General features: G+C 71.0%; 27 protein-coding genes. 25 read left to right on the top strand and 2 right to left on the bottom strand.

Going from position 1 to position 26,993, the window contains the following annotated elements; genetic code table 11:
- Nucleotides 1-257: 257 nt before the first annotated feature.
- From ACFY0F_RS21740 to ftsH, 5 genes are all read left to right on the top strand, one after another.
- Entirely contained in the window at nt 258-1,604 is a 1,347-nt protein-coding gene (locus tag ACFY0F_RS21740) for an ammonium transporter (protein WP_388796592.1), read from the top strand.
- Nucleotides 1,601-1,939: a P-II family nitrogen regulator gene (locus ACFY0F_RS21735; protein ID WP_086730248.1), complete on the top strand. Its 339-nt coding sequence runs from the start codon at nt 1,601-1,603 to the stop codon at nt 1,937-1,939. Before ACFY0F_RS21740 ends, ACFY0F_RS21735 begins: the two co-directional genes overlap by 4 nt.
- Before the next feature lie 82 nt (nt 1,940-2,021).
- Nucleotides 2,022-4,469 carry a [protein-PII] uridylyltransferase gene (locus tag ACFY0F_RS21730; protein ID WP_388796587.1) on the top strand — a complete coding sequence of 816 codons (2,448 nt, stop codon included), beginning with the start codon at nt 2,022-2,024 and terminating at the stop codon, nt 4,467-4,469.
- A 133-nt stretch (nt 4,470-4,602) separates the two neighbouring features.
- Nucleotides 4,603-6,153 carry a signal recognition particle protein gene (gene ffh, locus ACFY0F_RS21725; RefSeq protein ID WP_388796584.1) on the top strand — a complete coding sequence of 517 codons (1,551 nt, stop codon included), beginning with the start codon at nt 4,603-4,605 and terminating at the stop codon, nt 6,151-6,153.
- 132 nt (nt 6,154-6,285) lie between these two features.
- Entirely contained in the window at nt 6,286-8,235 is a 1,950-nt protein-coding gene (gene ftsH / locus ACFY0F_RS21720) for an ATP-dependent zinc metalloprotease FtsH (protein ID WP_388796581.1), read from the top strand.
- 218 nt (nt 8,236-8,453) lie between these two features.
- On the opposite strand, the gene ACFY0F_RS21715 is transcribed toward ftsH, so the two are convergent.
- On the bottom strand, nt 8,454-9,287 hold the full coding sequence (locus ACFY0F_RS21715) for a methyltransferase domain-containing protein (protein ID WP_388796578.1): 834 nt from the start codon (nt 9,285-9,287) through the stop codon (nt 8,454-8,456).
- 199 nt (nt 9,288-9,486) lie between these two features.
- Between ACFY0F_RS21715 and proS the strand changes: the two genes are divergently transcribed.
- From proS to ACFY0F_RS21625, 18 genes are all read left to right on the top strand, one after another.
- The gene (proS, locus tag ACFY0F_RS21710) at nt 9,487-10,902 is read left to right on the top strand and encodes a proline--tRNA ligase (protein WP_388796575.1); all 1,416 of its coding nucleotides are present in this window, start codon (nt 9,487-9,489) and stop codon (nt 10,900-10,902) included.
- Nucleotides 10,903-11,162: 260 nt separating this feature from the next.
- The gene (locus tag ACFY0F_RS21705) at nt 11,163-11,765 is read left to right on the top strand and encodes a hypothetical protein (protein ID WP_388796572.1); all 603 of its coding nucleotides are present in this window, start codon (nt 11,163-11,165) and stop codon (nt 11,763-11,765) included.
- Nucleotides 11,766-12,041: 276 nt separating this feature from the next.
- The gene (gene rpsP, locus ACFY0F_RS21700; RefSeq protein WP_388796569.1) at nt 12,042-12,461 is read left to right on the top strand and encodes a 30S ribosomal protein S16; all 420 of its coding nucleotides are present in this window, start codon (nt 12,042-12,044) and stop codon (nt 12,459-12,461) included.
- Between the two features lie 5 nt (nt 12,462-12,466).
- Nucleotides 12,467-12,706: an RNA-binding protein gene (locus ACFY0F_RS21695; protein ID WP_003973401.1), complete on the top strand. Its 240-nt coding sequence runs from the start codon at nt 12,467-12,469 to the stop codon at nt 12,704-12,706.
- 107 nt (nt 12,707-12,813) lie between these two features.
- The gene (gene rimM, locus ACFY0F_RS21690; protein ID WP_388796566.1) at nt 12,814-13,365 is read left to right on the top strand and encodes a ribosome maturation factor RimM; all 552 of its coding nucleotides are present in this window, start codon (nt 12,814-12,816) and stop codon (nt 13,363-13,365) included.
- Complete coding sequence (gene trmD / locus ACFY0F_RS21685) at nt 13,365-14,198, top strand: tRNA (guanosine(37)-N1)-methyltransferase TrmD (RefSeq protein ID WP_388796563.1); 834 nt, start codon at nt 13,365-13,367, stop codon at nt 14,196-14,198. The genes rimM and trmD overlap by 1 nt, the downstream gene beginning before the upstream one ends.
- A gap of 135 nt (nt 14,199-14,333) precedes the next feature.
- Entirely contained in the window at nt 14,334-14,684 is a 351-nt protein-coding gene (gene rplS / locus ACFY0F_RS21680; RefSeq protein ID WP_061925786.1) for a 50S ribosomal protein L19, read from the top strand.
- A gap of 45 nt (nt 14,685-14,729) precedes the next feature.
- Complete coding sequence (gene lepB, locus ACFY0F_RS21675; RefSeq protein WP_388796559.1) at nt 14,730-15,431, top strand: signal peptidase I; 702 nt, start codon at nt 14,730-14,732, stop codon at nt 15,429-15,431.
- On the top strand, nt 15,424-16,518 hold the full coding sequence (gene lepB / locus ACFY0F_RS21670) for a signal peptidase I (RefSeq protein WP_388796556.1): 1,095 nt from the start codon (nt 15,424-15,426) through the stop codon (nt 16,516-16,518). The genes lepB (ACFY0F_RS21675) and lepB (ACFY0F_RS21670) overlap by 8 nt, the downstream gene beginning before the upstream one ends.
- Nucleotides 16,409-17,377 (top strand): signal peptidase I, encoded by a 969-nt coding sequence (lepB, locus tag ACFY0F_RS21665; RefSeq protein WP_388796553.1) that lies wholly within the window; start codon nt 16,409-16,411, stop codon nt 17,375-17,377. Before lepB (ACFY0F_RS21670) ends, lepB (ACFY0F_RS21665) begins: the two co-directional genes overlap by 110 nt.
- A 58-nt stretch (nt 17,378-17,435) precedes the next feature.
- Nucleotides 17,436-18,221, top strand: coding sequence for a signal peptidase I (lepB, locus tag ACFY0F_RS21660; protein WP_388796550.1), 786 nt, complete (start codon nt 17,436-17,438; stop codon nt 18,219-18,221).
- Nucleotides 18,211-18,735 (top strand): NUDIX hydrolase, encoded by a 525-nt coding sequence (locus ACFY0F_RS21655; RefSeq protein ID WP_388796547.1) that lies wholly within the window; start codon nt 18,211-18,213, stop codon nt 18,733-18,735. The genes lepB (ACFY0F_RS21660) and ACFY0F_RS21655 overlap by 11 nt, the downstream gene beginning before the upstream one ends.
- 55 nt (nt 18,736-18,790) lie before the next feature.
- Entirely contained in the window at nt 18,791-19,099 is a 309-nt protein-coding gene (locus ACFY0F_RS21650) for a DUF2469 domain-containing protein (RefSeq protein WP_003965949.1), read from the top strand.
- 88 nt (nt 19,100-19,187) lie between these two features.
- Nucleotides 19,188-19,562 (top strand): YraN family protein, encoded by a 375-nt coding sequence (locus ACFY0F_RS21645; RefSeq protein ID WP_388796544.1) that lies wholly within the window; start codon nt 19,188-19,190, stop codon nt 19,560-19,562.
- A complete protein-coding gene (locus tag ACFY0F_RS21640) occupies nt 19,562-21,187 on the top strand; it encodes a YifB family Mg chelatase-like AAA ATPase (RefSeq protein WP_388796541.1) in 1,626 nt (541 codons plus the stop codon). The genes ACFY0F_RS21645 and ACFY0F_RS21640 overlap by 1 nt, the downstream gene beginning before the upstream one ends.
- Nucleotides 21,184-22,344: a DNA-processing protein DprA gene (gene dprA / locus ACFY0F_RS21635; protein ID WP_388796538.1), complete on the top strand. Its 1,161-nt coding sequence runs from the start codon at nt 21,184-21,186 to the stop codon at nt 22,342-22,344. The genes ACFY0F_RS21640 and dprA overlap by 4 nt, the downstream gene beginning before the upstream one ends.
- A 312-nt stretch (nt 22,345-22,656) precedes the next feature.
- Nucleotides 22,657-23,514, top strand: coding sequence for an RNA polymerase sigma factor WhiG (whiG, locus tag ACFY0F_RS21630; protein ID WP_388796535.1), 858 nt, complete (start codon nt 22,657-22,659; stop codon nt 23,512-23,514).
- A 34-nt stretch (nt 23,515-23,548) separates the two neighbouring features.
- Nucleotides 23,549-24,106 (top strand): TetR/AcrR family transcriptional regulator, encoded by a 558-nt coding sequence (locus tag ACFY0F_RS21625; protein ID WP_388797065.1) that lies wholly within the window; start codon nt 23,549-23,551, stop codon nt 24,104-24,106.
- Nucleotides 24,107-24,130: 24 nt separating this feature from the next.
- Here the strand turns inward: ACFY0F_RS21625 and ACFY0F_RS21620 are convergent, their stop codons facing one another.
- Nucleotides 24,131-24,715: a peptidoglycan DD-metalloendopeptidase family protein gene (locus tag ACFY0F_RS21620; RefSeq protein ID WP_388796532.1), complete on the bottom strand. Its 585-nt coding sequence runs from the start codon at nt 24,713-24,715 to the stop codon at nt 24,131-24,133.
- A 283-nt stretch (nt 24,716-24,998) separates the two neighbouring features.
- Here ACFY0F_RS21620 and rpsB point away from each other — a divergent pair, with 283 nt between their 5' ends.
- Together rpsB and tsf are read left to right on the top strand one after the other, a co-directional pair.
- Nucleotides 24,999-25,916: a 30S ribosomal protein S2 gene (rpsB, locus tag ACFY0F_RS21615; RefSeq protein ID WP_388796529.1), complete on the top strand. Its 918-nt coding sequence runs from the start codon at nt 24,999-25,001 to the stop codon at nt 25,914-25,916.
- A gap of 149 nt (nt 25,917-26,065) precedes the next feature.
- Complete coding sequence (gene tsf / locus ACFY0F_RS21610; protein WP_388796526.1) at nt 26,066-26,902, top strand: translation elongation factor Ts; 837 nt, start codon at nt 26,066-26,068, stop codon at nt 26,900-26,902.
- Nucleotides 26,903-26,993: the final 91 nt, after the last annotated feature.

Raw genomic sequence — 26,993 nt, 5'->3', positions numbered from 1 at the left:
GTGGGGGGTTCCTCAACCGATGGTTGCGGTCGTCTTCGTCCAAGGTTGCGCCACGATAACGACCGGCGCGGCCGACATCCGGCAATTCACCGGCACGTAACACGCACGGCGTCTTCGTCACCCCGGCGAAACAACGAGGGGCTTCCACCGAAACCGCGCTGCGCCAATCTCGTGGCGCATAACCGGCCCACCCCTCACTGACCGGACCGCTCAGGCTTCGCCCGCACGGGGCCGTACCAATCGACGAGGAGACGCCGATGGCACCAGCCATCACGCTTGCCGCGGAGGCACCGAAGCTGTCCTCCGCGAACACAGGCTTCATGCTCATCTGTTCCGCCCTGGTGCTGCTCATGACACCCGGTCTCGCCTTCTTCTACGGAGGCATGGTCCGCGTCAAGAGCACGCTGAACATGCTGATGATGAGTTTCGTCAGCATCGGGATCGTCACGATCCTCTGGGTCCTCTACGGCTTCTCCCTCGCCTTCGGCACGAAGAACAGCCTCATCGGCTGGAATTCCGACTGGTTCGGGATGAGCGACGTCGGCCTGACGCAGCTCTGGCCCGGCTACACCATTCCGATCTTCGTCTTCATGGTCTTCCAGCTGATGTTCGCGGTCATCACGCCGGCCCTGATAAGCGGCGCCCTCGCGGACCGCGTCAAGTTCTCGGCATGGTCGCTGTTCGTCGCCCTGTGGCTCACGGTCGTCTACGTCCCGGTCGCCCACTGGGTCTGGGGCGCCGACGGCTGGGCCTACAAGCTCGGTGTGATCGACTTCGCCGGTGGTACGGCGGTTCACATCAACGCCGGTGCGGGTGCCCTCGGCGTGATCCTGGTCATCGGCAAGCGCGTCGGCTTCAAGAAGGACCCGATGCGCCCGCACAGCCTTCCGCTGGTCATGCTCGGTGCCGGTCTGCTGTGGTTCGGCTGGTTCGGCTTCAACGCCGGCTCGTGGCTCGGCAACGACGACGGCGTCGGCGCGCTGATGTTCGTCAACACACAGGTCGCCACCGCCGCCGCCATGCTGGCCTGGCTCGCCTACGAGAAGATCCGCCACGGCGCGTTCACCACGCTGGGCGCCGCCTCCGGTGCGGTCGCCGGTCTGGTCGCGATCACCCCGTCCGGTGGTGCGGTCTCCCCGCTCGGCGCGATCGCCGTCGGCGCCATCGCCGGTGTCGCCTGCGCCGCGGCCGTCGGCCTGAAGTTCCGGTTCGGCTACGACGACTCCCTCGACGTCGTCGGCGTCCACATGGTCGGTGGAATCATCGGCTCCCTGCTCATCGGCTTCTTCGCCACCGGCAAGGGCCAGTCCACCGCGACCGGTGTCTTCTACGGCGACCACTCCTTCACCCAGCTGTGGAAGCAGTTCGCCGGTGTCGGCGCGGTCCTCGCCTACTCCCTGATCGCCTCCGCCGTCCTCGCCTTCCTCCTCGACAAGACCATCGGGATGCGGGTCACCGAGGACGAGGAGATCTCCGGCATCGACCAGGCCGAGCACGCAGAGACCGCATACGACTTCAGCGGCGCCGGCGGCGGTGTCGCCGGGTCCGTCTCCGCCGCGGCCCTGGCCGCCCCGCAGACCAAGACCAAGAAGGTGGACGCATGAAGCTCATCACCGCCGTCGTCAAGCCCCACCGGCTCGACGAGATCAAGGAGGCCCTCCAGGCCTTCGGCGTCCACGGACTGACGGTGACCGAGGCGAGCGGATACGGTCGTCAGCGGGGCCACACCGAGGTCTACCGGGGTGCCGAGTACACCGTCGACCTGGTTCCCAAGATCCGCATCGAGGTACTGGCCGAGGACGACGACGCCGAACAGCTCATCGAGGTCGTCGTCAAGGCGGCCCGCACCGGCAAGATCGGTGACGGCAAGGTCTGGTCCCTGCCGGTCGACACGGCCGTACGGGTCCGGACCGGCGAGCGCGGCCCGGACGCGCTGTGACCGGACGCGCCGAGAACCGGACGCGCTGAGAACCGGACGCGCCGAAGAACAGAACCACCTGAATACGAGCGGGAGCTGCTGGGTGACGAGTACGGGTGTACGGAAAGAAACGGGTGACTCGGGACCCAGCGGCTACGCGGCGGCCCGGCTGCGTCTCCTCGGCGAGGGGGCGCGGTCCGGGCCGCCGCGCCGTGCGGCCCTCGCCGAACTGACCGACGACTGGCTCTCGGGGCTGTTCACCGCGGCGGCCGAGGGACTGAGAGGCGTCTGTCTCGTCGCGGTCGGCGGCTACGGGCGCGGCGAGCTGTCCCCGCGCAGCGACCTCGACCTGCTCCTGCTGCACGACGGCGGCGACACCAAGGCGGTCGCCGCCCTGGCCGACCGCCTCTGGTACCCCGTATGGGACCTCGGCCTCGCCCTCGACCACTCCGTGCGCACACCGGCCGAGGCCCGCAAGACCGCCGGTGAGGACCTCAAGGTCCAGCTCGGCCTGCTCGACGCCCGGCACCTCGCCGGTGACCTCGGCCTCACCGCCGGGCTGCGCACGGCGGTACTCGCCGACTGGCGCAACCAGGCGCCGAAACGTCTCCCCGAACTCCAGGAGCTGTGCGCCGAGCGCGCCGAACGCCAGGGCGAGCTGCAGTACCTGCTCGAACCCGATCTGAAGGAGGCCCGGGGCGGCCTGCGGGACGCCACCGCCCTGCGCGCCGTCGCCGCCTCCTGGCTGGCCGACGCCCCGCGCGAGGGCCTCGCCGACGCCCGCCGGCGCCTGCTCGACGTACGCGACGCCCTGCACCTGGCCACCGGACGGGCCACCGACCGGCTGGCCCTGCAGGAGCAGGACCAGGTGGCCGCGGAGCTGGGACTGCTCGACGCCGACACCCTGCTGCGGCAGGTGTACGAGGCCGCCCGGGTCATCTCGTACGCCAGCGACGTCACCTGGCGTGAGGTGGGCCGGGTGCTGCGGTCACGTGCGGTACGCCCACGCCTGCGCGCCATGCTGGGCGGCGGCAAGCCGGCCCCCGAACGGTCGCCGCTGGCCGAGGGCGTGGTGCAGCAGGACGGCGAGGTGGTGCTCGCCCGCGCCGCCCGCCCCGAACGCGACCCCGTACTCCCGTTGCGCGCCGCGGCCGCCGCCGCGCAGGCCGGCCTCCCGCTCTCCCTGCACGCCGTGCGGCGCATGGCAGCCCACACACGCCCCCTGCCCACGCCCTGGCCCGCCGAGGCGCGCGAGCAACTCGTGACCCTGCTGGACTCCGGACGCCCGACCGTCGACGTCTGGGAGGCACTGGAGGCGGAAGGCCTGATCAGCCGCCTGCTGCCGGACTGGGAGCGGGTCCGCTGCCGCCCACAGCGCAACGCCGTCCACATCTGGACCGTCGACCGGCACCTGATCGAGACCGCGGTGCGCGCCTCCGAGCTGACCCGCCGGGTCAGCCGCCCCGACCTGCTGCTCGTCGCCGCACTGCTGCACGACATCGGCAAGGGCTGGCCCGGTGACCACTCCGTGGCCGGCGAGATCATCGCCAAGGACGTCGCGGCACGGATCGGCTTCGACCGCGCGGACGTGGCCGTGCTCTCCACGCTGGTCCGCCACCATCTGCTGCTCGTCGAGACCGCCACCCGGCGCGACCTGGAGGACCCGGCCACCGTCCACTCGGTCGCCGAGGCCGTCGGCACCCAGAGCACACTGGAACTGCTGCACGCCCTCACCGAGGCGGACGCGCTGGCCACCGGCCCGGCCGCCTGGTCCTCCTGGCGCGGCTCCCTCGTCGCCGACCTGGTCAAACGGGTCTCCGCCGTGCTCGCCGGGGACGCCCCCGACGAACCCGAGGCCGCGGCGCCCACCGCCGAGCAGGAGCGGCTCGCCATCGAGGCGCTCCGCACCGGCGGGCCGGTCCTCGCCCTGCGCGCCCAGACCGAGCCGCCGGCCGACGAGGCCTCGGCCGAACCCGAGCCGCTCGGCGTGGAACTCCTCATCGCCGTCCCCGACCAGCCCGGTGTCCTGCCCGCCGTCGCCGGTGTCCTGGCCATGCACCGGCTGACCGTCCGCACGGCGGAACTGCGCGCCCTGGACCTGACCGACAGCATCGAGGAGGGCTCGGCGCTGCTCCTCAACTGGCGGGTCGCCGCGGAGTACGGCTCCCTGCCCCAGGCGGTCCGGCTGCGCGCCGACCTGGTACGCGCCCTCGACGGCAGCCTCGACATCGCCTCCCGCCTCGCCGAACGCGACGCCGCCTACCCCCGCCGCCGCGGCCGGGTCGCCCCGCCGCCGCGCGTCACGGTCGCCCCGGCCGCCTCCCACCACGCCACGGTGATCGAGGTCCGCGCCCAGGACGCGCCCGGGCTGCTCTTCCGGATCGGACGGGCACTGGAGGACGCGGCGGTGCGGGTGCGCAGCGCACACGTCAGCACGCTCGGCTCCAACGCGGTGGACGCCTTCTACGTCACCGGCGCCGGGGGCACACCGCTGCCGGGGGCGGAAGCCGCGACCGTGGCCCGCACCCTCGAGGAGACGCTGCGGACCTGACCCCGCGGCCGGACCGCACGTCCTCCCGTCGTCCCCGCCCGCCGGATCCAGCGGGCGGGGACGATTTGCCTGCGGGGCCGGATACCCTGGAGGGCAGCCCAGATTGTCGCCGACACCAAGGACCGACGCCGCCGTGTTCGATACCCTCTCCGACCGCCTCAGCGCGACTTTCAAAAACCTCCGCGGCAAAGGCAGGCTGAGCGAGGCGGACATCGACGCCACGGCGCGCGAGATCCGTATCGCGCTCCTCGAGGCGGACGTCGCCCTCCCTGTCGTCCGCACGTTCATCAAGAACGTCAAGGAGCGCGCCCTCGGCGCCGACGTCTCCAGGGCGCTGAACCCGGCCCAGCAGGTCCTGAAGATCGTCAACGACGAGCTCGTCACGGTCCTCGGCGGCGAGACCCGCCGGCTGCGCTTCGCCAAGCAGCCGCCGACCGTGATCATGCTCGCCGGTCTGCAGGGTGCCGGTAAGACCACCCTCGCGGGCAAGCTCGGCCGGTGGCTGAAGGAGCAGGGACACTCGCCCCTGCTGGTCGCCGCCGACCTCCAGCGGCCCAACGCCGTCAATCAGCTCAGCGTGGTCGCCGAGCGCGCCGGTGTCGCGGTGTACGCGCCGGAGCCGGGCAACGGCGTCGGCGACCCGGTGAAGGTCGCCAAGGACTCCATCGACCACGCGAGGACCAAGGTCCACGACATCGTGATCGTGGACACCGCCGGCCGCCTCGGCATCGACCAGGAGATGATGCAGCAGGCCGCGGACATCCGCGACGCGGTCAGCCCCGACGAGATCCTCTTCGTCGTCGACGCCATGATCGGCCAGGACGCCGTCAACACCGCGGAGGCCTTCCGCGACGGTGTCGGCTTCGACGGCGTGGTCCTCTCCAAGCTCGACGGCGACGCCCGCGGTGGTGCGGCCCTGTCGATCCGCCAGATCACCGGCAAGCCGATCATGTTCGCGTCGAACGGCGAGAAGCTCGAGGACTTCGACGCGTTCCACCCGGACCGGATGGCTTCCCGCATCCTCGACATGGGTGACCTGCTCACCCTGATCGAGCAGGCGGAGAAGACGTTCAGCCAGGAAGAGGCCGAGAAGATGGCCTCCAAGCTGGCGTCCAAGAAGGGCCAGGACTTCACCCTGGACGACTTCCTGGCCCAGATGGAGCAGGTCAGGAAGATGGGCAGCATCAGCAAGCTGCTCGGCATGCTGCCCGGCATGGGCCAGATCAAGGACCAGATCAACAACCTGGACGAGCGGGACGTCGACCGCACGGCCGCGATCATCAAGTCGATGACCCCGGGCGAGCGCCAGGACCCGACGATCATCAACGGCTCGCGCCGCGCCCGCATCGCCAAGGGCTCCGGCGTGGACGTCAGCGCGGTCAAGAACCTCGTCGAGCGGTTCTTCGAGGCCCGCAAGATGATGTCCCGCATGGCCCAGGGCGGCGGCATGCCGGGTATGCCGGGGATCCCGGGCATGGGCGGCGGCCCCGGCCGCTCCAAGAAGCAGCCGAAGAAGGCCAAGGGCAAGCAGCGCTCCGGCAACCCGATGAAGCGCAAGCAGCAGGAGCTGGAGGCGGCCCAGCGCCGCGAGGCGGCCGCCCAGGGCGGCGGCGCCTTCAATCTGCCCCAGCAGGGCGGCCAGGACTTCGAGTTGCCGGACGAGTTCAAGAAGTTCATGGGCTGACCGGCTGCCGGTCCCGGTGCGGCCGGTACGCGGTACGCCGGTACGCCGGTACGACATCGAGGGCGCCCCTCCCGTGAAGGAGGGGCGCCCTCAGCGCGTGCCACGGCCCGCTGTGTGCCGTAACGTCCATATATGAGCAATGCCGCGCCACCCCCCAGGGCCCCTGACCGCCCGTGGCGCACCGAGGGCACCCCGGACGAGACACCACCCCGGACCGGCGGCAGAAGGATCCGCGGCCGGTGGTGGGGGCTGCTTGTCACCGCGGTGATCGTCTTCCTGCTGGCGTACGCCGGGCTGAACTACCTCGGCAAGGGCAACGAGCCGACGATCTCGTACACGGAGTTCAGCAGGCAGGTCGGCGCCGGCAACGTCGCCAAGATCTACTCCAAGGGCGACGCGATCGAGGGCCAGCTCAGAACCGCCCGTACCAACCCCGAGGGTGGCGGCCGGTACGTCAGGTTCCGGACGCAGCGCCCGGCCTTCGCGGACGACAGGCTCTGGCAGAACCTGAGCAGCCACCACGTCACGGTGACCGCGCAGCCGGTGGTGCAGCAGCGCAGCCTGCTGTCCAACCTGCTGCTCTCCCTGGTGCCGCTGGTGGTCCTGGTGGCGGTGTGGCTCTTCTTCGCGCGGCGGTTGCGGGCGGGCGGTCTCGGCGGCCCGGGGGGCATGCTCGGCCGCAAGGCGCCGCCCAGACCGGTCGAGCTGCGGCCGGGCACCCAGCGCACCACGTTCGCCGACGTGGCCGGCATCGACGAGGTCAAGGGCGAGCTGGACGACGTCGTCGACTTCCTGGAACACCCGGACCTCTATCGCAGGATGGGCGCGAAGATGCCGCGCGGCGTGCTGCTCGCGGGTCCTCCCGGCACCGGCAAGACCCTGTTGGCGCGGGCGGTGGCGGGCGAGGCGGGCGTGCCGTTCTTCTCCGCCTCCGCCTCCGAGTTCATCGAGATGATCGTGGGCGTCGGTGCCTCCCGGGTCCGCGAGCTGTTCGCCGAGGCACGCAAGGTGGCCCCGTCGATCATCTTCATCGACGAGATCGACACGATCGGCCGGGCCCGCGGCGGCGGTGCCTCGGTGAGCGGGCACGACGAGCGCGAGCAGACGCTGAACCAGATCCTCACCGAGATGGACGGCTTCTCCGGCTCGGAGGGCGTGGTCGTCATCGCGGCGACGAACCGCGCCGACATCCTGGACCCGGCGCTCACTCGGCCCGGCCGGTTCGACCGGGTGGTCAACGTCTCGCCGCCGGACCGCGGCGGACGTGAGGCCATCCTGCGGATCCACACGCGCGGGATCCCCCTCGCCGCGGACGTGGACCTGGCCCGGGTGGCCCGCACGACCCCCGGCATGACAGGGGCGGATCTGGCCAATCTCGCCAACGAGGCAGCGCTGCTCGCGGTCAAGCGCAAGCAGGAGCAGGTGACCCCGTCCGACCTGTCGGAAGCCCTGGAGAAGGTGCAGCTGGGCGCCGAACGCACCCTGATCATGCCCGAGGAGGACCGCCGCCGCACCGCCTACCACGAGAGCGGCCACGCCCTCCTGGGCATGCTGCAGCCCGGCGCCGACCCCGTCCGCAAGATCACCATCGTGCCGCGCGGCCGAGCCCTCGGGGTGACGATGTCGACCCCGGAGGTCGAGCGGTACGCGCACTCGGAGGAGTACCTGCGCGGCCGGATCATCGGCGCCCTGGGCGGCATGGCGGCGGAAGAGGTGATCTACGGGGTCGTCACCACGGGCGCGGAGAACGACCTGGAACAGGTCACCAACATCGCGCGCGGCATGGTGGCCCGCTGGGGCATGAGCGAACGCGTCGGTCGCCTCTCCGCCCTCCCGAGCGACGCCCAGCAGGCGTACGGGCTCGCCGCCGCACCGCACACCCTCGACGTCATCGACGACGAGATGCGGCGGATCGTCGACGAGTGCTACGAGGAGGCATGCCGCAAACTGCGCGACCACCGCGGGAAGCTGGACGCCCTCGCCCACGCCCTGCTGGAGCACGAGACGCTCGAAGAGGTCGACGCGTACCGGATCGCGGGGATCACCCGGCTGACCAAGGACGAGCCCCAACGAACCGCCTAGGGGGTGTCTTGTGGATCAGGCCGGTTGAGACCGACGGCGCCTTCCAGCCGACCCGAGCGGGGTCTGGTGCGTGCAGCTGCAAGGCGGAGGAGGGAGTCGACGCGGAGCGTCGAGGACCGACGACAACGCCGGTGGGGGCCCCTCCCGCTCGAGCGAAGTCGAGAGTGGGGGAGTGCGTGCCAGACCCCGCGACCCCGGCGTGATCCACAAGACACCCCCTAGGGAACGCGGGCGACCAGGTACCGGAAGACGTTCGGCATCCAGACGGTGCCGTCCGCCCGCCGGTACGGGTGCAGCGCCTCCGCCAGCTCCTTGCCGACCCGCTCCTGGTCGGTCGCGGCGATCGCCCCGTCGAGCAGGCCCGTCGACATCAGGCCGCGTGCGGCGCTGTCGGGGTCGGCGTACCCGAAGGGGCAGGAGACCCGGCCCGAGCCGTCCGGTTTCAGCCCGGCCCGCTGGGCGACGTCCTCCAGGTCGTCGCGCAGGGCGGGACGCCACCGCGCCCGTCCGGCGGTCGCCCGCAGCACCGCCGACGTGGCGCAGCGTTCCGGCGGGCCCCAGCCGGCGAGCACCACGGGCGCCCCGCGCCGGGCGAGCGGGGTCGCCGCGGCGAGCAGCTCCGCGAGGTCCTCGGAGCCGGCCGCCAGGGATCCGACCGGGTCGAAGGCGGTGACGAGGGTGTAGACGGGGGTGTCCGGGCCGGCCACGTCCCGGACGGATCCGGCGAGGATCCGGGTGCGGACACGCGCGCGTGTGTTCCAGCCCTCCGGTTGCAGGCGTTGCCGCGCGAGGGCGAGTCGTTCGGGCGAGGAGTCGACACCGGCGACCGCGGCCCCTCTGGAGACCGCCATCAGCAGGGCGAGTCCGGAGCCGCAGCCGAGGCCCAACAGCCTTGTGCCGGGGCCTGTTTCAAGTCGCTCGTAGACGGCCTCGTAGAGCGGGACCAGCATCCGCTCCTGAATCTCGGACCAGTCACGCGCGCGTGCGCACAGGTTCACGCGGGGAGCCGCCCCCACGTGAGACAGGTGTTGTCGCACGAGCGTAGGTGTCATAGGTAAGCGCCCCAATCCGCAGAGAGTTGCCGCTGTGCCCCGTTGCGTGGCCCCCGTGCCGTGCGCTCGCACATTCCACGTATGTCAGGTAACTCCGGGCTCGCGGCGGCGTCCAGTGGCCGAGGGGCCCTCTTTGTGCCTTCCCGGTGCCTGTGGCGAGAATTCACATCCTCGCAACGTGAGCCCGTACCATCTCGCCATGGCCAAGGCACCCGTTCTCACACCCCGGGCGGACGACTTCCCCCGCTGGTACCAGGATCTGATCAGCAAGGCGGAACTGGCCGACAACGGTCCGGTGCGCGGCACCATGGTCATCCGACCGTACGGATACGGACTGTGGGAGCGGATGCAGGCGGAGATGGACGCCCGCATCAAGGCGACCGGCACCCAGAACGCGTACTTTCCGCTGTTGATCCCGCAGTCGTACCTCACCAGGGAGGCCGACCACGTCGAGGGGTTCGCGCCCGAACTCGCGGTGGTCACGCACGGCGGTGGCAAGGAGCTGGAGGAGTCGGCGGTGGTCCGGCCGACCTCCGAGATGATCATCAACGACTACTTCTCGAAGTGGGTGCAGAGCTACCGTGACCTGCCCCTGCTGATCAACCAGTGGGCGAACGTGGTCCGTTGGGAGCTGCGGCCGCGACTGTTCCTGCGCACGACCGAGTTCCTGTGGCAGGAGGGCCACACGGCGCACGCCACCTACGAGGACGCCCGTGACTTCGCCTCGCACATCCACCGCGAGGTGTACGAGGACTTCATGACGAACGTCCTGGCGATGGACGTGGTAGCGGGACGCAAGACCGCCAAGGAGCGGTTCGCCGGCGCCATCAACACCCTCACGCTCGAAGGAATGATGGGCGACGGCAAGGCCTTGCAGATGGCCACCAGCCACGAGCTGGGCCAGAACTTCGCCAAGGCCTTCAACACCCAGTACCTGTCCCAGGAGGGCAAGCAGGAGCTGGTCTGGCAGACCTCGTGGGGTTCGACCACCCGCATGATCGGCGCCCTGGTGATGATGCACGGTGACGACAACGGCCTGCGCGTCCCGCCGCGCCTCGCGCAGACCCAGGTCGTCGTCCTCGCGATCAAGGGCGACGACGCGGTTCTGGCCAAGGTCCGTGAGATCGGCGACCGGCTGAAGGCGGCGGGTCTGCGGGTCCAGGTCGACGACCGCACCGACACGCCCTTCGGCCGCCGGGCCGTCGACTGGGAGCTCAAGGGCGTGCCCGTGCGCGTCGAGGTCGGCCCCCGCGACCTGGAGAACGGCACCGCGATGCTCGCCCGGCGCATCCCCGGGGGCAAGGAGCCGGTGAAGCTCGACGCGCTGGCGGACGTCCTGCCCGGCCTGCTGGAGGAGGACCAGGCGCTGCTGCTGAGCCAGTCCCGTGAGCGGCGCGAGTCCCGCACCACGGACGTGTCCTCGATCGACGAGGCCGTGGAGGCGGTCGGCGCGGGCGGCTGGGCGCGCATCCCGTGGGCGACGCTCGGCGCGGACGGCGAGGCCGAGCTGGCGGAGCAGGCGATGACCGTACGCTGTCTGGTCGCCGAGGACGGGTCGGTGCCGGCCGACGAGGACGCCCCGGGTAACGTCGCGCTCGTCGCACGCGCTTACTGAGCGCGGCCCCTCCGGTCGGCGAGCGGCCGAAACGCCTCTTGCGGCTCCTGCGGAACACGGCGGCTTGGCGCGCGGACACCAGGTACGTGCTGGGCCGTACGTTGCACTACGTACCGGCTTGTTACGACCTGTGCGGCATATCCGCAGATCAACGCACCCGCCCTCGTCAGGACGCATCAGGTGAAACTGACGGGTACGTGCAAATTATTTGGGATGCCCCGGAATCGGAACACTGCGGCACCCCGGCTCGTTGTCATTACGTGAGCACGACACAGACACCACCTGTCCTCGCCGCAGAGCTGGCGCAGGCGTGGTCCGACATCCAGCGGTACCACCCCGAGCTGCCTGACCTCGCCGCGCCAGAGTCCCTGATCGGAGAGTCCTCGTCCGCCTGCGGACACGAGCTCTCCTTCGAGCGACTGCTGCACGAAGCAGTCCACGGCATCGCCGCCGCGCGCGGAGTGCGCGACACCTCCCGCGCCGGCCGCTACCACAACCGCCGATTCCTCGCGATCGCCGAGGAGCTGGGCCTGGACCACCCCGACGAGCCGCACCCCAGCAGCGGCTTCTCGCTGGTCACGCTCAACCCCGAGGCGAAGCGTCGCTACCGGTCGACCATCGAGCGCCTGCAGCGCGCCCTCAAGGCCCACACGGCGGCCACGTCCGCCGACACCTCCCGTACGTTCCGCGGCCCGGCCGCCCGCCACGGCTCGTCCGGCGGCGGCGTCCGCGTCAAGGCGGTCTGCGACTGCGGCCGCAACGTCCGGGTGGTCCCGTCGGTCCTGGCCCAGGCCCCGATCGTGTGCGGCGGGTGCGGCAAGCCGTTCCGGATCCCGGAGGTCGTGGGGGCGGCGGCGAGCTGAGGTTACGGCTGTTCGTGGCAGCCGTAACCCGCTCCCGTCCGGCGGGCGGGCACCCGACGTACCTCACCTCCGCGCCGGGTGCCTCTCAGGCATGCCCGCGCACGCCCCCGTACCGAAGCGACCCGCCGGGTATGGCACAATGGCTAGCTGTACTCGACAGCCGCACAGGACCCCTCTCTCCTCCGGCTGACGCGTCCATCGGGCACTCGGGTACCGCAACCCCACGCGGCATTCTCGCCGTGCCCAACCACGTCAAATCCAGGAGAACCCACTCCCGTGGCAGTCAAGATCAAGCTGAAGCGTCTGGGCAAGATCCGTTCGCCTCACTACCGCATCGTCGTCGCCGACTCCCGTACCCGTCGTGACGGCCGTGCGATCGAGGAGATCGGCAAGTACCACCCGACCTACAACCCGTCGGTCATCGAGGTGGACGCCGAGCGCGTGGCGTACTGGCTGGGTGTCGGCGCGCAGCCGACCGAGCCCGTGCTGGCCATTCTGAAGAAGACCGGCGACTGGCAGAAGTTCAAGGGCGAGCCCGCCCCGGCGCCGCTGCTCGTCGCCGAGCAGAAGTCCGCTCGTCCGTCGTTCGACGCTCTCGGCGGTGACGACGAGGGCAAGGGTGAGGCGATCACCCAGAAGAAGAAGGCTGAGAAGAAGGACGAGGCCGCGGCTGAGTCCGAGTCGACCGAGGCCTGAGCAGCATGCTCGAAGAGGCGCTTGAGCACCTCGTGAAGGGCATCGTCGACAACCCTGACGATGTGCAGGTCGCCTCGCGCAACCTGCGCCGCGGGCGCGTCCTCGAGGTCCGGGTGCACCCCGACGACCTCGGGAAGGTGATCGGCCGCAACGGCCGCACCGCACGCGCCCTGCGCACCGTCGTGGGCGCCATCGGCGGCCGCGGTGTCCGCGTCGACCTGGTCGACGTGGATCACGTCCGCTGATCGTGCAGCAGCACCGGCTCGGGCCGGGGAAGGCCTTCGGGCCGTCCCCGGCCCGTAGTCGTATGAGCCGCCCTACGGCTCGTCGTTCCGACAGGAGAGCAAGCACAGTGCAGCTGGTAGTCGCACGGATCGGCCGCGCCCACGGCATCAAGGGCGAGGTCACCGTCGAGGTCCGTACCGACGAGCCGGAACTCCGGCTCGCACCCGGTGCCGTACTGACCACGGACCCCGCCTCCGCGGGGCCGCTCACCATCGCCACCGGCCGCGTGCACAGCGGCCGGCTCCTCCTGCGCTTCGAGGGCGTCGCCGACCGCAACGCCGCCGAGGCGCTGCGCAACACCCTCCTGATCGCCGAGGTCGATCCGGACGAACTCCCCGAGGAGGAGGACGAGTACTACGACCACCAGCTCGTCGACCTCGACGTGGTGACCGAGGACGGCACGGAGGTCGGCCGGATCACCGAGATCTCGCACCTGCCCACCCAGGACCTGTTCATCGTGGAACGCCCGGACGGGACCGAGGTCATGATCCCGTTCGTCGCGGAGATCGTCACCGAGATCGACCTGGAGGAGCAGCGGGCCGTCATCGCCCCGCCGCCGGGGCTGATCGACGACCGGGCGGAGATCGCCTCGTCCCGGGAGCCGGGGGACGCGTCGTAATGCGCCTCGACGTCGTCACGATCTTCCCCGAGTACCTGGAACCGCTCAACGTCTCCCTCGTCGGCAAGGCACGCGCGCGTGGGCAGTTGGACGTGCACGTGCACGACCTGCGGGGCTGGACGTACGACCGCCACAACACCGTCGACGACACCCCGTACGGCGGCGGCCCCGGCATGGTCATGAAGACCGAGCCCTGGGGCGACGCCCTCGACTCCGTCCTCGCCGACGGCTACGAGACGGGCTCCCACGCGCCCGCGCTGATCGTCCCGACCCCCAGCGGCCGCCCCTTCACCCAGGAGCTGGCCGTCGAGCTGTCCGAGCGCCCCTGGCTGGTCTTCACCCCGGCCCGCTACGAGGGCATCGACCGGCGTGTCATCGACGAGTACGCCACCCGGATCCCGGTGTACGAGGTGTCCATCGGCGACTACGTCCTGGCCGGCGGCGAGGCCGCCGTGCTCGTCATCACCGAGGCCGTGGCACGGCTGCTGCCCGGTGTCCTCGGCAACGCCGAGTCCCACCGCGACGACTCCTTCGCGCCCGGGGCGATGGCGAGCCTCCTGGAGGGCCCCGTCTACACCAAGCCGCCTCTCTGGCGCGGCCGCGACATCCCGGACGTGCTGCTCAGCGGCCACCACGGGAAGATCGCCCGCTGGCGCCGGGACGAGGCCCTCAGGCGTACCACGGCCAACCGGCCCGACCTCATCGAGCGCTGCGCCCCCAAGGCGTTCGACAAGAAGGACCGCGAGATGCTGTCCATCCTGGGCTGGGAGCCCGACCCGGACGGCGAGCCCTACGGCCGATTTTGGCGCAGGACCGAGGGCGTGGAAGAATAGACCGCTGTTGTGCGTCCGTCCGGTGGGCGCCCCTGCCACAGGGGGACACGACGTCCGCCCCGACGCGCACGGCAGTCCTCCTGGAAACCTAGTTCCCGTTGATGACCTGTGGCATCAGCGAAGAAAGCAGACGAAATGTCTCACCTGCTCGACACCGTCGACTCCGCGTCGCTGCGCAGCGACATCCCGGCCTTCCGCCCGGGTGACACCGTCAACGTCCACGTCCGCGTCATCGAGGGCAACCGCTCCCGTGTGCAGCAGTTCAAGGGCGTTGTGATCCGCCGCCAGGGCTCCGGTGTCCGCGAGACCTTCACGGTCCGCAAGGTCTCCTTCTCGGTCGGCGTCGAGCGCACCTTCCCGGTGCACACCCCGATCGTGGAGAAGATCGAGCTCGTCACCCGCGGTGACGTGCGCCGCGCCAAGCTGTACTACCTGCGCGAGCTGCGCGGCAAGGCCGCGAAGATCAAGGAGAAGCGCGAGAGCTGAGCTCTCCGCGGAGTTCACAGCGGGGGCGGATAGCATCTGGCCCCGATGGACGCCGAAGCACAGCCCACGGAGCGCGACCGCTCCTCCCGCCCCGACGACACCGGAGGCACGGAGGATCGGTCGCGTTTCGCGTTGGTGTCGCGGATCACCGACCGGCTGCCGGGCGGGCGGATCACCCTCACCCTCTTCGCCTGCCTGGTGTTCCTGCTCCTCCTCAGCACGTTCGTGGTTCAGCCCTTCCAGATTCCCAGCGGATCCATGGAACAGGGATTGAGGATCGGGGACCGCGTTCTCGTAAATAAGTTGGCGTACCGTTTCGGTGCCCAGCCGCGCCGTGGCGACGTGATTGTGTTCGACGGCACCGGGTATTTCGGGGACGCCGACTACGTCAAACGCGTTGTAGGTGTGGGGGGAGACCACGTGGTCTGCTGCGACAAGGAGGGGAGGATCGAAGTGAACGGCCGGCCGGTCGACGAAACGGCGTTCCTCCACCCCGGGGACAGCGCGTCCGACGTGCCCTTCGACGTCGAGGTGCCCGACGGCACGCTCTTCGTCCTGGGCGACCATCGCAGCGACTCCAGCGACTCCCGCGACCACCTGGGCTCGCCGGGCGGCGGCATGATCCCCGTCGGCGACGTGATCGGGAGGGCCGACTGGATCGTGTGGCCGTACGACCGTCTCACCCACCTGAGGCGACCCGCCGCCTACGCGCGCGTGCCCGCCGCCGCGGAGGGCGCCCATGGGTAACCGCGGCAAACCGCGCGGCGTGCCCGGAACCCCCGCCGACAGCCTGCTGCCCACCGGGTTCCGCCGCACCTCCGGTCCGTCGTCCGGCGGGCGCAGCCGCGCCGAGCGGCGCAAGCTGCAGCGCAAGGTCAAGCGCAAGCGCAGGCGCGGCGCCATGCGGGAGATCCCCCTTCTGGTGGGCGTGGCCGTGCTCATAGCGCTCGTGCTGAAGACCTTCCTCGTCCAGGCGTTCGTGATCCCCTCGGGCTCCATGGAGGAGACGATCCGGATCGGCGACCGCGTCCTGGTCGACAAGTTCACCCCGTGGTTCGGCTCCAAGCCGCAGCGCGGCGACGTCGTGGTGTTCCACGATCCGGGCGGATGGCTCAAGGACGAGAAGACCACCACGACCAAGAACGACCCCGTGGTGGTCAAGCAGGCCAAAGAAGGGCTCCAGTTCATCGGCCTGCTGCCCTCCGACAACGAAAAGGACCTCATCAAGCGGGTCATCGGGGTCGGCGGCGATCACGTCAAGTGCTGTGACGCGCAGGGCCGGGTGACGGTCAACGGCGTTCCCCTGAGCGAGACCGACTACCTGTACCCGGGCAACGCCCCGTCCCTCATGCCGTTCGACATCACCGTCCCCAAGGGACGGCTGTGGGTGATGGGCGACCACCGGGGCAACTCGGCGGACTCCCGCTATCACCAGAACACCAAGTACGGCGGCACGGTCTCCGAGGAGTCGGTCGTCGGACGCGCCATGGTCATCGGCTGGCCACTGGGGCACTGGACCCGTCTCAAGGAACCGCAAACCTTTTCTTCCGTCACCGACGCGGGGTCCGCGACGGCCTCGGCACCGCAGCCGTCGCATAGGGTTGTCACCGACGATCCGAACGGAACGATCCAACTCCCGAGCCCTGCGGAACTTCCGCTCGTTATGGGAGTGGTGGGCCTGCACCGTGGATGGGGCAGGCGGCGGCGCAGAGTGAGGAGTTGGCGTGGGGGATGTGGCCCTTGGCGCACGGTCAGGACACGACGGCGAGGAGGACCGCGGACGCCCCGTGGACGCGACCCCCGGTGCGGACGACGCCGTGACCGCAGGGAATGATCCCGCGGCGGGCGACGGTGACGGTGCGGCGCCGGGCGAGCAGCAGCCCCCGGCCGGGGACCAGGGTGCCGGTGGCTCGACGCCGGCTCCGAGGAAACCGCGCTCCTTCTGGAAGGAGCTGCCGATCCTGATCGGCATCGCGCTGGTGCTGGCCCTGCTGATCAAGACGTTCCTGGTACAGGCCTTCTCGATCCCCTCCGACTCGATGCAGAACACCCTGCAGGAGGGCGACCGGGTCCTGGTCGACAAGCTCACCCCGTGGTTCGGCTCCGAGCCGGAGCGCGGCGAGGTCATCGTCTTCCACGACCCCAGCGAGTGGCTGGCCGGTGAGCCCACGCCCGAACCCAACGCCGTGCAGAAGGTCCTCAGCTGGATCGGCCTGATGCCGTCGGCGGAGGAGAAGGACCTGATCAAGCGGGTGATCGGAGTCGGTGGCGACACCGTCGAGTGCAACAAGACCGGCCCGCTCAAGGTCAACGGCAAGGCACTGAACGAGCCGTACGTCTACCCCGGCAACACGCCCTGCACGGATGACGACTCGGGCGGCCAGTTCAAGGTCAAGGTGCCCAAGGGCTACGTCTGGGTCATGGGCGACCACCGCCAGAACTCCCGCGACTCGCGCTACAACCAGGACGACAAGTACCACGGCATGGTTCCGGTCAAGGACGTCGTCGGACGCGCCATCGTGAAGGCCTGGCCGATCAACCGCTGGGGCACGCTGCCGGTTCCGGACACCTTCGACCAGCCGGGCCTCGACCAGCAGTCGGCCGCCATGGCGCCCCTCTCGGTGGCGCCGCAGGCCATCGCTCTGACGGGTGTGCTTCCGGTGGCGGTGTGGCGGCGGAAGCGCAAGAGCTGACCAAGATCGGGAAAGAGGGGCTGCCCCCGTTCGGTACCGCCGGGTAGGGTGCGGGGCCATGGGTGGCGAGAGCACGACGCGTACGGCCCCGCACAGCGGCGGGAGCACAGCAGCGGCACGGACAGGCAGCCGGCTGGGACAGCGGCTGTCCGGGGTGGTCGTGGCACTGGGCCTGGTGATGTTCCTCGGCGGGTTCGGCTGGGGGGCGCTGGTCTACCGGCCGTACACCGTGCCCACCAGTTCGATGTCGCCGACGATCGCCGCCGGCGACCGGGTGCTCGCCCAGCGCGTCGACGGCGACGAGGTGCGACGCGGCGACGTCGTGGTCTTCCGGGACAAGACGTGGGTGACGGGCGCGAACGTGGTCAAGCGCGTGGTCGCGGTCGGCGGTGACACCGTCTCCTGCTGCACCGACGGCAAGCTGACCGTGAACGGCAAGCAGATCGACGAGCCCTACCTGCCCAAGGGCAGTCCGGCCGAGGACAAGCAGATCCCGACGGTGACCGTGCCCAAGGGCCGGCTCTTCCTCCTCGGCGACGAGCGCCAGGGCTCCCTCGACTCCACCGCACACCTCACCGACGCCGCCAGGGGCACCGTCTCCCGCAGCGCCGTCTCCGCCCGCGTCGACGCCGTCATCTGGCCCATGAACGGCATGCTGAAGCGCCCCACCGGCTTCGAGGCCCTCGGCGCCCTCTCCCAGCCGGGCCCGCTGCGCACGATCGTCTGGCTGATCATCGGCGGCGCCGTGCTCATCCTGGGCGGCTCGGCCTACGGCCCGGTGGCCAAGCGACTGGGCGGCAAGCGCTCACCGGCGCGAACCGCGGAGCCCGCCGGTGCCCGCTGAGGTCACCGAGCCGGACCCGGACTCCCGCGGCGGCGGACTGCGCAAGGTGGCCCGGGTGATCCTGCTGGACCCCGAGGACCGCATCCTGCTCCTGCACGGTCACGAGCCGGACGACCCGGCCGACGACTGGTGGTTCACCCCCGGCGGAGGACTGGAGGGCGACGAGACGCACGAAGAGGCCGCACTGCGGGAACTCGCCGAGGAGACCGGCATCACCGAGGTCGAACTCGGCCCGGTGCTGTGGCGGCGCATGTGCTCGTTCCCGTTCGCCGGCCGCCGCTGGGACCAGGACGAGTGGTACTACCTGGCCCGTACGGCCCAGACCGACACCCGCGCGGCGGCCCTCACCGAGCTGGAGCGGCGCAGTGTCGCCGGAGCACGCTGGTGGACGTACCGGGAACTCACCCGGGCACATGAGACGGTGTATCCGACCAGACTCGCCGAGCTCCTGGGCAGGCTGCTCGACGAAGGTCCCCCGGCCAGGCCCGTCACCCTTGACCCGGAAATCGTCTAGGGGCCTGCGGGACTGACGCACAATGGGGGGATCGCACGGTGAAGGGGAACATGCCATGAGCGCCGAGGACCTCGAGAAGTACGAGACCGAGATGGAGCTGAAGCTCTACCGGGAGTACCGCGATGTCGTCGGTCTGTTCAAATACGTGATCGAGACCGAACGGCGCTTCTATCTCACCAACGACTACGAGATGCAGGTGCACTCGGTCCAGGGTGAGGTGTTCTTCGAGGTGTCCATGGCGGACGCCTGGGTGTGGGACATGTACCGGCCGGCCCGCTTCGTGAAGCAGGTGCGCGTCCTCACGTTCAAGGACGTGAACATCGAGGAGCTGAACAAGAGCGACCTGGAGCTCCCGGGCGGGTGACGGGGTTGTCCACAACCGCGGACTTGTCCACCAAGATCCAATAGTCCGCTGAACCGCCCTCATCGTTGGCGCCGGAGGTGGTGCCGACATGAGGGCACACAACGCACAACGCAGTGCGACGGGCAAGTACGGCGAGGACCTGGCCGCGCGCCGGCTGGGGGCGGCCGGGATGACCGTCCTGCAGCGCAACTGGCGCTGCGGCAGGACGGGTGAGATCGACATCGTGGCCAGGGACGGCGACATCCTGGTGGTCTGCGAGGTCAAGACCCGCCGGGCCGGCTCCTTCGAACACCCCATGGCCGCGGTCACACCGGCCAAGGCACGGCGCCTGCGTTGTCTGGCGGAACGCTGGACCCAGGAACACGGGGGCGCCCCGCCGGGCGGTGTCCGCATCGACCTGATCGGTGTCCTGCTCCCCGACCGCGGCTCGCCCGTGGTCGAGCACGCACGGGGGGTGGCCTGATGGGATTCGCCCGAACGTGTGCGGTGGCACTGGTGGGCGTCGAGGGCGTGGTGGTCGAGGTCCAGGCCGACCTCGAACCGGGCGTCGCCGCGTTCACCCTGGTGGGCCTGCCCGACAAGAGCCTCACGGAGAGCCGGGACCGGGTGCGGGCGGCGGTCGTCAACTCGGGCGGCGAGTGGCCGCAGAAGAAACTCACGGTGGGCCTCAGCCCGGCCTCGGTACCCAAGGCAGGCAGCGGTTTCGACCTGGCCGTCGCCTGCGCGGTGCTCGGCGCCGCCGAGCGCATCGACCCCCGGGTCCTCGCCGACATCGTGATGATCGGTGAACTCGGACTGGACGGCCGGGTCCGCCCGGTCCGGGGCATCCTCCCCGCCGTGCTGGCCGCGGCGGACGCGGGGTACGAGCAGGTGGTCGTCCCGGAGTGCGCCGCCGCCGAGGCCGCACTGGTGCCCGGGGTCTCGGTGCTCGGCGTCCGCAGCCTGCGGCAACTGATCGCCGTCCTGACCGACGAACCCGTACCCGAGGAGGAACCGGACGAACCGGGCCGCCCGGACCCGCTCCTCGCCGGACTGCGCGCGCCCGGCGCGGGAGCCGCCACCGGTGTGCACGGCCTCGGCGACGCGCAGCACGAGCAGGTCCACGACCTCGCCGACGTCGTCGGCCAGCGCTCAGCCCGCACGGCGGTGGAGGTGGCCGCCGCGGGAGGGCACCACCTCTTCCTCGAAGGACCCCCGGGCGCGGGCAAGACCATGCTCGCCGAGCGGCTGCCCGCCGTCCTGCCCCGCCTCGGCCGGCAGGACTCCCTGGAGGTGACGGCCGTGCACTCGGTCGCCGGGCTCCTGCCACCGGGCAAGCCCCTCATCGACACCGCCCCGTACTGCGCCCCGCACCACTCGGCCACCATGCAGTCCCTCGTCGGCGGCGGCCCGGGCATCGCCAGGCCCGGCGCCGTCTCGCTGGCACACCGGGGCGTGCTCTTTCTGGACGAGGCCCCCGAGTTCCACAGCCACACGCTCGACGCGCTCCGGCAGCCCCTCGAGTCGGGCCACGTGGTGATCGCGCGCAGCGCCGGCGTCGTGCGGTTCCCGGCGAGGTTCCTGATGGTGCTCGCGGCCAACCCGTGTCCCTGTGGACGGTTCTCGCAGCGCGACTCCCTGTGCGAATGCCCGCCCTCGACGATCCGCCGCTACCAGTCCCGGCTCTCCGGCCCCCTGCTCGACCGGGTCGACCTGCGCGTCGAGGTCGACCCCGTCACCCGGACCGAACTCACCGAGCCCGGTGCGCGCGGGGAGTCCACGGCGACGGTCGCCGACCGGGTCCGGGCGGCCCGGGAACGGGCCGCCGCCCGCCTCGCCGGAACCCCGTGGCGGACCAACAGCGAGGTGCCGGGCAGGGAGCTGCGCGGCCGCTGGCACGCGGCGAGCGGTGCGATGGACGAGGCGGAGCGGAACCTGGAGCGGGGCGTGCTGACCGCCCGGGGGATCGACCGCGTGCTGCGGGTCGCCTGGACGGTGGCGGACCTCGTCGGCCACGACCGGCCGGACGCCACGGACGTCGCCCTGGCCCTCCAACTGCGCACCGGCGTCCCCCGGGGTGTACCGATGGCCATCGGAGCGCTGACGTGACCGCGGTGGACGCTGCGCCCGAGGAACGGCTGTGCCGGGTCCTCCTCACCCGGGTCCTCGAACCCGGTGACGAGACCGGCGGCCGCTGGGTGCGGGAGCACGGGGTCCGGGAGGTGGCCCGGCGGCTGCGGGAGCGGGACGAGCCGCTGCCCGGGGTGAGCGGCACGCGCTGGGCGGGGCTGCGGGCCCGGGCCGGGCAGGCCGAGCCCGAACGGGACCTGGAGGTCGCGCGGGCGGCCGGGGTGCGGTTCGTGTGCCCCGGGGACGCCGAGTGGCCGGGCCAGCTCGACGACCTCGGAGATGCCCGGCCCCTGGGGTTGTGGGTGCGCGGCCGGGCCGGCCTGCGGATGTGGGCGCTCAGATCGGTCGCCGTCGTGGGCGCCCGGGCCTGCACCGAGTACGGCGCCCACACGGCGGGCGTGCTCTCCGCGGGGCTCGCCGAGCGGGGCTGGGTGGTCGTCTCCGGCGGCGCCTACGGCGTCGACGGCGCCGCCCACCGGGGCGCCCTCGGCGCGGGCGGTGCCACCGTCGCCGTCCTCGCCTGCGGTGTCGACCGGCCCTACCCGCGCGGACACACCCAGCTGATCGCCCGGATCGCGCACCAGGGACTCGTGATCGGGGAGCTGCCGCCCGGTGATCACCCGACACCGAGCAGGTTCATCCTGCGCAACCGGGTGATCGCGGCGCTCACCAGGGGCACCGTGGTCGTGGAGGCCGCCTGCCGCAGCGGCGCCCTGGTCACGGCGCGGGCGGCACAGCGGCTGGGACGGTACACCATGGGCGTGCCCGGGCCCGTCACCAGTGCCCTCTCGGCGGGGGTGCACGAGCTGCTGCGCGGCGAGGCGGTGCTCGTGACCGACGCCGCGGAGGTCGTCGAGCTGGTCGGCGAGATCGGTGACCTCGCCCCGGCCCGGCGCGGCCCGGTCCTGCCGCGCGACCTGCTGGAGCCGGACGCCCGGCGCGTCCTGGCCGCCCTGCCCGCACACCGGCCGGCCCCGCCCGGGGAGATCGCGTGCGGCGCGCAGACCACGCGGGACGAGGCGGTCGCCAGACTGTACGAACTCCGAGCACTTGGTTACGTGGAACGACACGGCGACGGCTGGAAGTTGACACGCCAGGCGATGAACCCGGTCGAGGACGATCGCACCCGATGTTGACCGAGCGTGTTCGGCCGTCCGGGGGAACCCCCGACACCCTTGGGTTTCCACGGAGTTGGCACCCCCGGACAGTCACGCAGAGCAATGCGTCCGGCGAGCGTGGACGCGCCGTCACGGGTGCCCCCGCAGGGGGTGACGCTCGTCGTTCGCGCACCGCGACTCCTCAGTCACGCTACGCTCACGAAGGCTTCGACACAGACCGCGGCAACTCGACACCAGGCAGACACCTCACCCACCCGATCCCTCTTCGGTCCACTCCTCTCAGTTACAGCACTTCACGGCACTTCACGGCAGAACGGCACAAGGCGACGAATGCCCCAGCACACCTCCGGGTCCGACCGGGCGGCGATCCCCCCAGCCGCCCGCGACGGTGGCAGCGTGCGGCCGCCCGCTCCCTCGACGCTCGACGAGCTGTGGCGGTCCTACAAGGCGACGGGGGACGAGCGGCTGCGGGAGCAGCTGATCCTGCACTACTCGCCGCTGGTGAAATACGTGGCGGGACGGGTGAGCGTCGGCCTGCCGCCCAACGTGGAGCAGGCCGACTTCGTGTCCTCGGGGGTCTTCGGGCTCATCGACGCGATCGAGAAGTTCGACATCGACCGGGAGATCAAGTTCGAGACGTACGCGATCACCCGGATCCGCGGGGCCATGATCGACGAACTGCGGGCCCTGGACTGGATCCCCCGGTCGGTGCGGCAGAAGGCGCGGAACGTCGAGCGGGCGTACGCGACGCTGGAGGCACGGCTCAGACGTACCCCCACGGAGCCCGAGGTGGCCGCCGAGCTGGGTATCGAGGTCGACGAACTGCACGCGGTCTTCAGCCAGTTGTCACTGGCCAACGTGGTGGCGCTGGAGGAGATGCTGCACGCCGGCGGTGAGGGCGGCGAGCGGCTGACCCTGATGGACACGCTGGAGGACACCGATGCCGACAACCCGGTCGAGGTGGCCGAGGACCGCGAACTCAGACGGTTCCTGGCGCGGGCGATCAACACGCTGCCGGAGCGGGAGAAGACCGTCGTGACGCTCTACTACTACGAGGGGCTCACACTCGCCGAGATCGGCAACGTGCTCGGGGTCACGGAGAGCCGGGTCAGCCAGATCCACACCAAGTCGGTGCTGCAACTACGGGCCAAGCTGGCGAGCTTCGCCCCCAGAGCGACAGATTTGTAAAGTTGTCGGCGTGCCAAGGATTCGAGCGGCCTCCGTGGCCGAGCACCGGTCGATGCAGCGAGCCGCCCTCCTGGACGCGGCGCGGTCCCTGCTGTCCGAGGGCGGGACGGAGGCGCTGACCTTCCCCGCGCTCGCCGAGCGGACCGGGCTGGCGCGGTCGTCCGTGTACGAGTACTTCCGGTCACGGGCCGCCGTGGTCGAGGAGCTGTGCGAGGTCGACTTCCCGGTGTGGGCGGCCGAGGTGGCGGCGGCGATGGAGCGGGCGGACACTCCCGAGGGCAAGGTGGAGGCCTATGTGCGCCGGCAGCTGGACCTCGTCGGGGACCGGCGGCACCGGGCCGTCGTGGCGATCTCGGCGAGCGAGTTGGACGCCGGGGCGCGGGAGAAGATCCGCGCGGCCCACGGAGCGCTGGTCGCGATGATCGTCGAGGCCCTGGGCGAGATGGGGCACGCGGAGCCCCGGCTCGCCGCCATGCTGCTGCAGGGCGTCGTGGACGCGGCCGTGCGGCGGATCGAGCTGGGCGCCGCCGAGCACCCGGCCGAGATCACGGATGCCGCGGTGGGTATGGCTCTGCACGGCGTACGGGGCTGACGCCGGCCGCGCCGTCCGCCGGCGCTACCGGGGCAGCGGAACGCCGAGCACCGGCAGCAGTCGCGACGGGCCGCTGCGCAGCAGCCACGGCGGGAGCAGGGACAGCGGGTCCAGATAGGTGTGCCCGCTGAGCAGGCCCCAGTGCAGGCACCCGCCCCCGCAGTGTCCGCCCGTGGACTCCACCCTGCCCACCATCTCGCCCGCTTCCACCGCGTCCCCCTTCCGCACGGAGGGCGTCACCGGCTCGTAGGTCGTGCGCAGGCCGGTGCCCGCCAGCTCCACGGCCACCACCCCCCGTCCGGCCACCCGCCCCGCGAAGGAGACCCGGCCCGCCGCCACCGCCCGCACCGGAGCCGGAGCGGCGGCCGCCAGGTCCACGCCCCGGTGACCGGGGCCGTACACCGACGCCGGGGGCTCCCAGCCGCGTACCACCGCCGGCCGGGTGCCCACCGGCCAGGCCCGCCCGATCGCCGGGACCGGTGGCTCGGCGGCCGGGGGTCCAGTGGTGTCCGCCCGCGCCAGGGAGGACAGGGCCAGGGGAGACAGGGCACTCACCGTCAGAGCCAGTGGCAGGAGCAGCCACAGGCCCGCGCATCGTTTCACTCGCATGCGAGAACCGTCCCGCACCGCCGCCGGCCCCCGCCCCGGTCTGTGGACGGCACACGGGTTGTGGACATGGGCGTCACCCGGCGGCCCGCCGGTCCCGTACACTTCTTGTGGCGATCCGGGTCACCGGGTCGACTTCGCACGCCCCGACGCGAGGCGTGACCGGCGACGGTCCGTTCGTGTCAGCGCCCCTCGGTCCTCATGTGGCAACGGCGCATCGCGGGCGTCAGGCGCGGGAGCCGTCCGGCATCCGCGGCACAACCGAGAAATTCAAGGAGATACGGCCATGGCCGTCGTCACGATGCGGGAGCTGCTGGAGAGCGGCGTCCACTTCGGTCACCAGACCCGTCGTTGGAACCCGAAGATGAAGCGCTTCATCTTCACCGAGCGCAACGGCATCTACATCATCGACCTGCTCCAGTCGCTGTCGTACATCGACCGCGCCTACGAGTTCGTCAAGGAGACCGTCGCCCACGGCGGCACGGTCATGTTCGTCGGCACGAAGAAGCAGGCGCAGGAGGCCATCGCCGAGCAGGCCACCCGCGTCGGCATGCCCTACGTCAACCAGCGCTGGCTGGGCGGCATGCTCACCAACTTCTCCACCGTCTACAAGCGTCTGCAGCGCCTCAAGGAGCTTGAGCAGATCGACTTCGAGGACGTCGCGGCCTCCGGTCTGACCAAGAAGGAGCTGCTGGTCCTCTCCCGCGAGAAGGCCAAGCTGGAGAAGACCCTCGGCGGTATCCGCGAGATGCAGAAGGTGCCCAGCGCCGTCTGGATCGTGGACACCAAGAAGGAGCACATCGCGGTCGGCGAGGCCCGCAAGCTCAACATCCCGGTCGTCGCCATCCTCGACACCAACTGCGACCCCGACGAGGTCGACTACAAGATCCCGGGCAACGACGACGCGATCCGCTCCGTCACCCTGCTCACCCGTGTGATCGCCGACGCCGTCGCCGAGGGCCTCATCTCCCGCTCTCGCGTCGCCACCGGTGACAAGGGCGAGAAGGCCGCCGGCGAGCCGCTCGCCGAGTGGGAGCGCGACCTGCTCGAGGGCGAGAAGAAGGCCGACGAGGCCCCGGCCGCCGCCGAGGCCACCGAGGCCCCTGCCGCCGAGGCCCCCGCGGCCGAGGCTCCGGCCGCCGAGGCTCCGGCTGCCGAGGCTCCGGCTGCCGAGGCTCCGGCCGCCGAGGGCGAGCAGGCCTGACCTCAGCGTTGACGGCGGGGGCGGCATGAAGTCCGCCCCCGCTGTTCACCCGTAGGTCAGCACCGGGTCCGCGGTCCGCGGTACTTCAGTAGACCGCAGACCGCGCAGATCTCCGATCTCCCAAGACTTCGAGAAAGACTCACAGACTCATGGCGAACTACACCGCCGCCGACGTCAAGAAGCTCCGTGAGCTCACCGGCGCCGGCATGATGGACTGCAAGAAGGCGCTGGACGAGGCCGAGGGCAACGTCGAGAAGGCCGTCGAGGCGCTCCGCATCAAGGGCCAGAAGGGCGTCGCCAAGCGCGAGGGCCGCTCCGCCGAGAACGGCGCCGTCGTGTCCATCATCGCCGACGACAACTCCTCCGGCGTCCTGGTCGAGCTGAAGTGCGAGACGGACTTCGTCGCCAAGGGCGACAAGTTCCAGGCCGTGGCCACCACCATCGCCGAGCACGTCGCCAAGACCTCCCCGGCCGACCTCGACGCCCTGCTCGCCTCCGAGATCGAGGCCGGCAAGACCGTCCAGGCGTTCGTGGACGAGGCCAACGCCAACCTCGGCGAGAAGATCGTCCTGGACCGCTTCGCGCAGTTCTCCGACGGCTACGTCACCGCCTACATGCACCGCACGATGCCCGACCTGCCCCCGCAGATCGGTGTCCTCGTCGAGCTCGACAAGCCGAACGCCGAGGTCGCCAAGGGCATCGCCCAGCACATCGCCGCCTTCGCGCCGAAGTACCTCGCCAAGGAGGACGTGCCGGCCGACGTCGTCGAGTCCGAGCGCCGCATCGCCGAGGAGACCACCCGCGCCGAGGGCAAGCCCGAGGCCGCGATCGCCAAGATCGTCGAGGGTCGGCTGAACGGGTTCTTCAAGGACGCCACGCTGCTCGGCCAGCCGTATGCGCTGGACAACAAGAAGTCGGTCCAGAAGGTTCTGGACGAGGCCGGTGTCACCCTGAAGCGCTTCGCGCGCATCAAGGTCGGCATCTGAGTCCGTACCGCGATCGACGCGTGACCCTGGGGAAATCCCGATAGGGTCGACAGCAGTCGTCCGCGTACACCGTCACACCCGGGCATGTGGC

This window comes from Streptomyces sp. NPDC001544, from assembly GCF_042894285.1.
Classification (GTDB): Bacteria; Actinomycetota; Actinomycetes; order Streptomycetales; family Streptomycetaceae; genus Streptomyces.
The sequence above is the reverse complement of the archived record's forward strand: the minus strand, read 5'-3'. Positions and strand labels throughout refer to the sequence as shown.